The organism is Kamptonema sp. PCC 6506, assembly GCF_000180455.1.
Lineage (GTDB): Bacteria > Cyanobacteriota > Cyanobacteriia > Cyanobacteriales > Microcoleaceae > Kamptonema > Kamptonema formosum.
Window position 1 is genome coordinate 1 of record NZ_CACA01000252.1, and the last position, 9,575, is coordinate 9,575.

9 protein-coding genes are annotated in these 9,575 nt (G+C 47.3%); 4 read left to right on the plus strand and 5 right to left on the minus strand.

The genetic code is table 11. The features are described 5' to 3' along the window. Positions 1-56: 56 nt before the first annotated feature. Complete coding sequence (locus tag OSCI_RS12870) at positions 57-254, minus strand: NAD(P)H dehydrogenase subunit NdhS (RefSeq protein WP_007355401.1); 198 nt, start codon at positions 252-254, stop codon at positions 57-59. Between the two features lie 117 nt (positions 255-371). Further along, positions 372-1,442, minus strand: coding sequence for an Mrp/NBP35 family ATP-binding protein (locus OSCI_RS12875; protein WP_007355402.1), 1,071 nt, complete (start codon positions 1,440-1,442; stop codon positions 372-374). 272 nt (positions 1,443-1,714) lie between these two features. Here OSCI_RS12875 and hemF point away from each other — a divergent pair, with 272 nt between their 5' ends. Continuing rightward, positions 1,715-2,746, plus strand: coding sequence for an oxygen-dependent coproporphyrinogen oxidase (gene hemF / locus OSCI_RS12880; protein ID WP_026103695.1), 1,032 nt, complete (start codon positions 1,715-1,717; stop codon positions 2,744-2,746). A gap of 71 nt (positions 2,747-2,817) precedes the next feature. Continuing rightward, a complete protein-coding gene (locus OSCI_RS12885; protein WP_006631392.1) occupies positions 2,818-3,180 on the plus strand; it encodes an STAS domain-containing protein in 363 nt (120 codons plus the stop codon). A 121-nt stretch (positions 3,181-3,301) separates the two neighbouring features. Here OSCI_RS12885 and OSCI_RS12890 read toward each other — a convergent pair whose 3' ends face one another. Continuing rightward, positions 3,302-3,922 (minus strand): chromophore lyase CpcT/CpeT, encoded by a 621-nt coding sequence (locus tag OSCI_RS12890; protein ID WP_007355404.1) that lies wholly within the window; start codon positions 3,920-3,922, stop codon positions 3,302-3,304. A gap of 413 nt (positions 3,923-4,335) precedes the next feature. On the opposite strand from OSCI_RS12890, the gene psb29 reads away from it, so the two are divergent. Next, entirely contained in the window at positions 4,336-5,049 is a 714-nt protein-coding gene (psb29, locus tag OSCI_RS12895) for a photosystem II biogenesis protein Psp29 (RefSeq protein ID WP_071592476.1), read from the plus strand. Positions 5,050-5,094: 45 nt separating this feature from the next. Here psb29 and OSCI_RS12900 read toward each other — a convergent pair whose 3' ends face one another. Continuing rightward, a complete protein-coding gene (locus OSCI_RS12900) occupies positions 5,095-5,634 on the minus strand; it encodes a late competence development ComFB family protein (RefSeq protein ID WP_007355406.1) in 540 nt (179 codons plus the stop codon). Positions 5,635-6,008: 374 nt separating this feature from the next. After that, positions 6,009-6,938: a M23 family metallopeptidase gene (locus OSCI_RS12905; protein ID WP_007355407.1), complete on the minus strand. Its 930-nt coding sequence runs from the start codon at positions 6,936-6,938 to the stop codon at positions 6,009-6,011. Positions 6,939-7,285: 347 nt separating this feature from the next. Between OSCI_RS12905 and OSCI_RS12910 the strand changes: the two genes are divergently transcribed. Continuing rightward, positions 7,286-9,544 (plus strand): cation:proton antiporter, encoded by a 2,259-nt coding sequence (locus tag OSCI_RS12910; RefSeq protein WP_007355408.1) that lies wholly within the window; start codon positions 7,286-7,288, stop codon positions 9,542-9,544. Positions 9,545-9,575 lie beyond the last annotated feature (31 nt).

The following is a 9,575-nucleotide window of genomic DNA, read 5'->3' on the forward strand; positions in this document are numbered from 1 at the left end:
ACCAATTACCAATTACCAATTACCAATTACCAATTACCAATTATCAATTACCTTTGTTATTTACCTTTAGCACGACCAGCCGTAGCATCCACAGATTCTAACTGCGACAGCCGGAATGTAATCAGCTTATCCCAATTTCCACCTTCAAAAAGTACCGCAGCTTTGCCATCGCTGACTCGCTGGACTTGTCCTTGAAAGTCGTAATAAATCTCGCCGATATCCTTAACTCGAACTGCTGAACCGGGGAAAATCATAATTCTTTGATAGTAAGGTTGGCAATTTCTAGCTTACTAGGAGTTAGAAGAGTTTTGAGTTATGTAAAATACTTAAAATTCAGGGCGGGCACGGGGGCACCGCCCCTACAAAACTCTCTAAGCAAGGGCAGCTACAGAAACTTTACCAGCAATGCGCTGCGCGATCGCTTTCAACTCCTTCGCCGAAGCTGAATCGGGTTGTCCGACTACAATGGGCACGCCTCCATCACCACCCTCCCGCAAAGGAATTTCCAAGGGTACGCGCCCCAATAGGGGTACGCCTAACTCAGCAGCAGTTTTCTCGCCGCCACCAGACCCAAAAATATCGTATTGTTTATCTGGCATATCTGGGGGAATAAAATAACTCATATTTTCTACAATCCCCAATACGGGCACGCCTAACTGCTGAAACATCTTTAACCCTTTGCGAGAATCCAGCAAGGCGACAGTCTGGGGCGTAGTCACAATCACTGCACCGGCCATTGGTACCGCTTGTGCCATAGTTAGTTGGGCATCGCCAGTCCCCGGAGGCATATCGACAATCAAATAGTCTAAATCTCCCCACTGCACTTGGTAGAGAAATTGGCGGATAATACCATTTAACATCGGGCCGCGCCAAATTACGGGCTGGTCTTTGTCAATCAAAAAGGCCATTGAAACCAGCTTTACGCCGTAGTTAAATGCCGGTTCGAGAATGTCTCCTTGGGGGCCTTTCGTGACCATGACTTTAGCCTCTGCCAGACCCAACATTGTTGGGTCGTTAGGGCCGTAGATATCAGCATCTAGTAAGCCTACTTTAGCGCCTAATTGAGCCAATGCTACGGCGACATTGACTGCGATCGTACTCTTACCAACGCCGCCTTTACCGCTAGAAATAGCTAAGATATTTTTAACACCTTCAATGCCTTGGCGATCGGGTACTCCTTTCTGTTTAGGGGTTTCTGCCGTGACTTCCACCTCTACGCCTTCAACTCCAGGTAACTGCTTGACGGCTTTTTGACAGTCTTCAACAATAAACTCTCGTAGAGGGCAAGCAGGGGTGGTCAGCACTAAGGTAAAACTAACTTTGCCCCCGTCGATTTTGATGTTGCGAATCATATTCAATTCCACCAAACTTTTGCCGAGTTCGGGGTCTTGGACGGGTCGAAGGATTTCTAAGACTGAGTTAATATCGAGCCGATCGGACATTATTTTTCCACCTTTGCTGTAAATCTGAGCAGTTAATTTTAAAATCCTGCTGTTGATGTATATGTTTTAGGACTTAGGCACTTTGTAATGCCCCCTCTGGGCGGTGAGGATACCCCCCGAAGGGCGGCGTTACGCAAATCCTATATTTGTTGCTATTTCTTAATGTATCTTTTTGTGCCCCTCTGCTGGTCTAGAGTGGGATAATGACATCACCGCCAGATTTTGGATTCCTTGCCGATCGCAAAATCTCTAATCTTACATTTGAATTTGTTATGACTGTTTCTACAACTTCCAAAACACCTACATCCGCGCCTCTACTACCTGCTGACTCAAAAAGTAGGGTTAGTCAGTTTATGCAAGGCATACAAGACGAAATTTGTCAAGGCTTAGAAGCCCTTGATGGTATTGGCAAATTTAAAGAGGAATCCTGGGAACGCCCGGAAGGGGGTGGGGGACGTTCTCGCGTGATGACGCAAGGGGATGTTTTTGAACAAGGTGGGGTGAATTTTTCGGAGGTTTGGGGCGAAACTTTGCCGCCTTCGATTCTTCATCAGTACCCGGAATTGGCGGGTAAAGGTTTTTACGCGACTGGGACTTCGATGGTTTTGCACCCCCGCAATCCTTATATCCCGACTGTGCATTTAAATTATCGCTATTTTGAGGCGGGCCACGTCTGGTGGTTTGGAGGGGGTGCGGATTTGACTCCCTATTATCCTTTTGCTGAAGATGCAGCTCATTTTCATCAGACTTTGAAGGCGGCTTGCGATCGCCACCACCCTGAGTATTACCCCACATTTAAGCTGTGGTGTGACGAATATTTTTACCTCAAGCACCGCCAAGAAACGCGCGGTGTCGGCGGTCTATTTTTTGACTACCAAGACGGTCAAACCCAACTCTATCGCGGCCCAGACCCCAAAGGGCCTGCTGCTAACTACAGCAATCAAATTGGCATCCCAGAACCCCGCAGTTGGGAAGATTTGTTTGCCTTTGTACAGGAATGCGGACGCGCCTTTTTACCAGCTTATTCGCCCATTGTAGAGCGTCGGCGATCGATGGAATATGGCGATCGCGAGCGGAACTTCCAACTCTACCGCCGGGGCCGCTACGTCGAATTTAACCTCGTCTACGATAGAGGAACTATTTTCGGTCTACAAACCAACGGTCGCACCGAATCTATTCTCATGTCGTTACCTCCTTTGGTACGCTGGGAGTATGGCTATCAACCGGAACCTCAGACTCCAGAAGCTGAACTGTACGAGACATTCTTGAAACCCCAAGATTGGGTTAATTGGATAGGTGTGTAGTCACAGCTCTGAGTTAAACTACTGTGAGATAATCAACCACCGCAATACCTACAATCTCGAGGGAAGGGTCAGTGATTCACATCGATCAAAAAACCCATACGCTTCAGGACGGTACAACAGTTATCGTCTTGGCACCGACTGGACGCTTGGACATCACAACCGCATGGCAATTCCGCCTCAAGTTGCAGGAATGTATTTCCAAACTTAGTCGTCATGTTGTTGTGAATCTAGGTCAGGTTAACTTTATCGATAGCTCTGGCCTAACTTCACTGGTGGCTGGAATGCGCGATGCCGATAAAGTTAAGGGGAGTTTTCGGATTTGCAACGTTCATCCAGAAGCCAAACTGGTGTTTGAAGTCACCATGATGGATTCTGTGTTTGAAATTTTTGAAACGGAAGAAGAAGCTCTAGAAGGCGTACCCCGCGCAAGTTAGAGCGAAAAGATCGGAGGCTTAGGATTGCGGGAACTCAGGAGATGAGGAGTATCAGGAACACCCCAAGGTAAATTCCTGCCCTTCTTCCTTCTTCCCTCTTCCTTCTTCCTTCTTCATGCCTTTAACCGATTACTTCTGAGGCAAAATCTTGGCTTTTAACGAATCTGAAGGGGCCCATTAAAGCTCCCCAGATGGATTTGCCTGTTTTAGGGTCAATTCCTTTGTCATAGCTAAGAAATTCTTCGGCCGAGGCCTCAAATCCGAGGTCTATTTGATAAGTTTGACCGCCATAGGTAAAGCAGCACTGGGTTTCAGGGGGTAAGGACGCGCGAAACCGATAACGGTTTGAAGTTAAATCTTGCCGAGTAACTGTGAGAGTGCAGCCGGGGAGGAGTTCTACTTGCTCTGGTGTTAGCTGCTTCAGTAAATTAGGATTCTGACCTGCTCCCTGCAAGGCTGCTATATCCTTGAGCATATAATACTGAACTTCTATAAGCTCTGGTGCGCTCTGTGAATGCCGCAGTTGTACAATCCGAGGTCGATAGGGTTTGTCTGGTTTGAGAATGTTGGCTTGTTCGACATAGAGGGTGATGCTGGGTTCAGAAAATAGGGAAATAGGGAATGGTCGCTGCCACAGGCGGAGGTGGACGTACCAAACTGGATCGGCGATCGCTTGCGTGCGATTGTCGAATTCCCCTGCCATATAGCGAGCTAAAGCGGTTAATTCAGCAGAAAGTGTCATATCGATTTGAAATCTGAAATTGTATCTTGACAAAAAAGCTGGGTTGTGTTTATCCCACAAAGGTAAGTCAGCCCGAAGTTGAGATGATTTAGCGATCCCGGCTAAGGTATGATAGTACAGGTAGCCCAATCGCAATCGCAGAAATTAAGCATTACCTCAGTAACGCCGCCGTCGGGACGGTATCAAAACCCTCCAAAGCAGGGCGTTACTAAAGTGTGGGGCTTGATTCCTGAGTGGGCAAAATCAGCGAATTGGAAAAACGCCATTTGCCAGGTTTTGCCTCGTTAGTTGGGACTGCAAAGCCTTGAAAAACGTGCAACTATTTGTCAGCAAGATCGCTGCACAAAAAGTCCGGCTTTCCTCACACCGCCCAGCACCCCCGCTGCGGCGCAATTCGACCGCTAGAAGACCAGGTGAATAACAACAGCACTGTCTCAGATACAAAGCGAAGTTTCTACACGATTCATACTCGCCCTATTAACTCTATCTATCGTCGTGTAGTGGAAGAGTTAATGGTAGAAATGCACTTACTTTCGGTGAACGTCGATTTTCGCTACAACCCAATCTACGCCTTGGGGGTGGTGACAGCTTTTGAGCGCTTCATGCAAGGGTATTTGCCAGAACAGGATAAGGTTTCGATTTTTAATGGGCTTTGTCAGGCTTTGGGCGACGATCCCCAGCGATATCAGCAGGATGCGAGACGTTTGGAAGGTTTGGCTTCTCGCGTTTCTATTTTGGACTTGCTATCGTGGCTGGAGGGATCGACCAGCTTTGAAGATACTGGTGATTTGCAAGCCTCAATCACTGCGATCGCGACTAACTCCAAATTTAAATACAGCCGCTTATTTGCCATCGGTTTGTTTGCGCTGCTGGAAATAGTAGACCCTGACTTAGTAAAAGATCCAGAGGCGCGAGTTCAGGCGATCGCTAAAGTTTGTGCAGCATTGCACTTACCAGAGGAAAAAGTCACTAAAGATTTAGACCTATACCGCAGCAATCTGGAAAAAATAGCACAGGCGCGAATTGTCCTTGCAGATGTCCTGCAAGCAGATCGCAAGAAACGCGAAAAACGCGCAGAAAAAGCGGTTGTTAGCCCTCCGAACGGTTCAGAGGAAGCTAGCAATTAGTTAATAGTTAACGGTTAACAGTTAACCGTTAACTATTAACTAATTTTATAAAGGCTGAGGATCGAAATTGGTGGCATTAGCTTGTAGCCACGTAGTTAGCTGGGAGAGGACTTCGTTTCCAGAAGATTTACCCAAGGCTGTTGGGTTGGGAGTGTCTGGTCGATCTAAGTTACGGGCGATCGCTTCGTTAACTTGACCAGCAATCAAATCCTGAAGTTGCTCTTTTGCCTTCGCCCGCTGGAAATGCGCGCCCTCCTCCGTAGTAGCATAAAGGGGAGGAAGCCTATTTAAGGCATAAGCAGCGATATCTCCTACGTCTAGAGTCACCTCGCTAGCCGCCTCAATTTCTGCTACCCGCGCGATCGCCTCGCTAAGCACCAATTCCTCCATCACATTTATGAACTGCTTGCGGGGTAAAACTACAACTTCCCCAGTTAATAAAGCTCCCATCAGGCGATCGAGAGCCATATATTCTTCAATCGAAAGTTCCGAGGCCGTGTTGCAGATCCGCCCCACTTCTGCTTCCATCGACGGCGTTAAATAACCGTCTTGCAAAGCTTGTTCGACAATTTTTTCAATACTCATAATGCTTCCCCGCTCGACGGCATCATCAATAGAATTGTGAGTTTAAGTTTTTAAGGTGAGAGTAGAAAACATTTTTTGAGCTGGTGAAAACACAGGTTGTGAGCGCGATCGCCTCGAATTTAGGGTGAGGTGAGAGAGAATTTATGTTGGGATGATTGCCAAAATCTGCGATCGTACCCCCTATTCTCGCCCGCACAAGATTGCAACTCAACACTTATGGCTTCTCTCCTACCTAAATAAAAAAGAATTCTAAGCGATTGTTCCTACTCGTAGTCTCATCCTATCATCCACTGGCAGTAGGATAAATCCTGCCGCTACCTTTCCTCCTCTCAGCTTAATGCGAGAGATTTTCAGGATTTTACCGCTCAAAAATGTTACTCAATCGCCTCATATCGCCAAGGAACAGGATCGACCGAGGCTCCATTTACATAAAGCCCCCAATGTAGGTGAGGGCCCGTAGCTGCTCCTGTTGCCCCCAAAGCGCCAATTACTTGACCAGCTTTGACAACATCCCCCTCTTTGACATTAATCCGACTTAAGTGTAGATAGATAGTCGCCACCCCTTGACCGTGATCGATGCCGATGACATTACCGTGAATCAGAAATCCTTCAGATTCACGCCCCACTAGAGCGACGCGACCAGCAGCCGCAGCTACTATCGGAGAACCGTAAGCACCAGCATAGTCTACACCCCGATGGTAATAATCTTTGGCAAAGACTCCATTGTAGTACCGTCTTACCCCATAAATGGTAGTAATTTCTCCGCCGTTCGGTCTTAGGAATGGCCCGTTCCAGAACTTCTGCGGTGTTACGAGTTCCTTAAATGCGTCCACCCGGTCAAATTCGCGGTCAGTACCTTCGCTATCTTTACCGGGAGGAAGCCAAATCGACTGAGTGGGAAAAGAGCGATCGCGCACCCGTACAGTTAAATTTTTGCTCTCGCCACCACTGGTAACTTGGATTTGCACTGGGCCAGCACTATCTAAAGGGGTCGTAGGTAGCAGCGCCCGCCATCTACCGTTCCCCATTGGAAATGCTTGGTAAGTCTTCTGTTTAACAGAAACTGTCGGACTTGCTTCTTGGCTAGAATCTGCCTGGATAACTACCGACAGGGTATCACCCAGTTGCGGGTTCGGTGGTTTTACTAGCACTTGCAAAGCTTGTACTGGTGTCGCCAAAGCGATCGCGCTGGCAACTGCTACTCCACTTACTACCGCCGCAATTTTCCCGGTCACCAATCTGATTGCAGTTACGGGGGAAGTAAGCGGCTGATTCCAGGTATTCACTCGTTCGATCATCATCATTAACTATATAGAAACTGAACTAGCTCTCGCTCTTAACTAGGATCGATCTGATTTGGGCCATTCTACTTATTCACTACTTAGTCACTTTGTCAACAATATTTTTTCTAAACAAGTGAAAAAATTGTTGATTACAACTCTACTTAATTTATGCTACTGACGTGAAAACTTGTCACAAATAAAGCAGATCTACCCCGATTGACTTGTAATAAATAGAGTTTTTTGCGAGTTGCAGGATTTTATGCCATTAAAAACTGCTAATTCCGATCGTTTACAATTTTAGTTGATTGTCAGCTTTTGTCAACTCATTAAGATACTATAATATAACTTTATAAAATTTTCATAAAGTTGTGCAAGAAGATTTCAGGCTGATCGTTGACTTAGTTCTAGTTCTCGCTGCGGCGGCGGCAGGAGGACTCTTCGCGTCACTTTTGCGCCAACCCCCACTACTTGGCTATCTTCTGGGGGGGATCGTTGTCGGGCCAACCGGACTGGGATTGATTAAAGAGTTAATCCAGGTAGAAACTCTAGCTCAGTTCGGCGTTGCCTTTTTATTGTTTGCTTTGGGTGTGGAATTTTCCTTCGCGGAACTCAATCGCGTCAAGGGTATTAGTCTCGGCGGTGGCGGCCTACAAATTGTATTGACGATCGTTGTCACTACCTTAGTCTCGGTAGGAATGGGGTGGGTGCATTCGCCAGCCCAGGGAGTATTTTTAGGAGCAATACTTTCCCTATCTTCAACGGCCGTAGTGCTCAAGTGTTTAATGGAACGCAACGAAGCCGCCACGCCTCACGGTCAGGTGATGCTAGGGATATTAGTAGTCCAGGATCTAGCCCTGGGACTGATGCTAGCAGTTTTACCGGCGCTCAATCAACCCGCAGAAGCGATCGGGATGGCGATCGCTTCTGCTCTACTGAGAATCAGCTTATTTGCGCTTGGGGCTATAATCGTTGGCATTTTGGTAATACCGCCTTTGCTACGTTTCTTAGCTAAAACTGAGAGTAAGGAGTTGTTTTTGCTGGGTGTAGTTGTCTTAGCTTTAAGTATTGCTCTACTGACAGAACAATTGGGTTTCTCGATTGAAATGGGAGCTTTTGTTGCTGGCTTAATGATTTCAGAAGTGGAGTATGCTGACCAGACTTTGACCTATGTCGAGCCGCTGCGAGATATTTTTGCCTCTCTATTTTTTGTAGCAGTGGGAATGTTAATCGATCCTAGATTTTTGTGGAACAATCTAGAACTGATCCTGGGGCTAGTTTTTATAGTATTTGTCTGTAAATCTGCGATCATTACGCCGATAGTCAGGTCTTTTGGCTATCCCTTAAAAACGGCATTAATTGTTGGTTTGGGACTGGCTCAAATCGGTGAATTTTCGTTTGTACTCGCCAGTGCGGGACAAAATTTGGGATTGGTTTCGCGGCGGGTGTATTTGTTAATTGCAGGAACAACGGCAGTTACTTTGGTAATTACCCCTTTTGTGATGGGGATGGTGCCGAAACTTTTAAACTGGGCGGAAACATTCGAGCCGTTGCAGCCTTATTTTGACCAAAGTTCTCAACCAACCGCAATCGCTGAAAATTTGCCGACCCAAAATCACGTTGTGATCTGTGGCTATGGGCGGGTAGGCCGCAATTTGGTGCGGCTGATGCAAAGTCACGGTTATCCTGTAGTAGTGATTGACCAGTCAGAAAGCAGGGTGCAAGAATGTAGAGCGCAAAATATTCCTTACATCTACGGCAATGCGGGCAGTTTGCACGTACTGGAAGCTGCGGGAGTAGAACGGGCAAAGGCAATGGCGATCGCGCTTCCTGACCCCATGAGCACTCGCCTGAGCTTGAAACGAGCCTTGGAGTTAGCCCCAGAGTTGGATATTGTGGTGCGAGCGAATCAAGATAAAGATATTGAACTGCTGTATCAATTGGGGGCGCTGGAGGTGGTGCAGCCAGAATTTGAAGCGAGTTTAGAACTATCTTCCCACTTACTAGAGGGAATGGGGCTCTCAGCGATCGCCATCGAAGGAGAAGTTCAACAAATCCGTAGCAGTCGCTATCTAGAGTTCCGCCCCGATCGCCAGCCCCTCGAAGTCTCGCGGGAACTCAAAGTCGCAGTTAAAGATATGAACAGCAAATGGTTCTCCTTACCGGAAGATTCTCCTTTGGTGGGTATGACTCTGGAAGAAACTAACTTGCGGCAATTAACTGGGGTAAGTTTAATGGCGATCGTGCGGAATCTGGGGGAGGAAATTGACTATCCTCATGGTCAAACAGTCTTGCAGGGAAGCGATCGCGTTTTGGTGGTAGGAGAACCCGAAGAACTTGCCAGTTTTTACCTACTGGCCAGGGGCGAAGTTGCACTTCCCCAGGGTGGTAACTCTTGCCAATGGCTAGCGGTGGCAGCTAATAGCCCTTGGGGAGGCAAAAAGCTTTCTGAGTTGGATTTAGCAAATTTGTGCGGGGTAGAGGTACAAGCCATCCAGCGAGAAGGGAAGTTTATCCGATGGCCGGAGGGAGATATAGATCTGCAAGAGGGCGATCGCGTGTTACTGTGCGGCAGTTTCTACCAACTAGGCTCCGTACACGAACAGATAGAGTTAATGGTTAACGGTTAACTGTTAACTGTTAAGAGAGATTGGGAGGGAC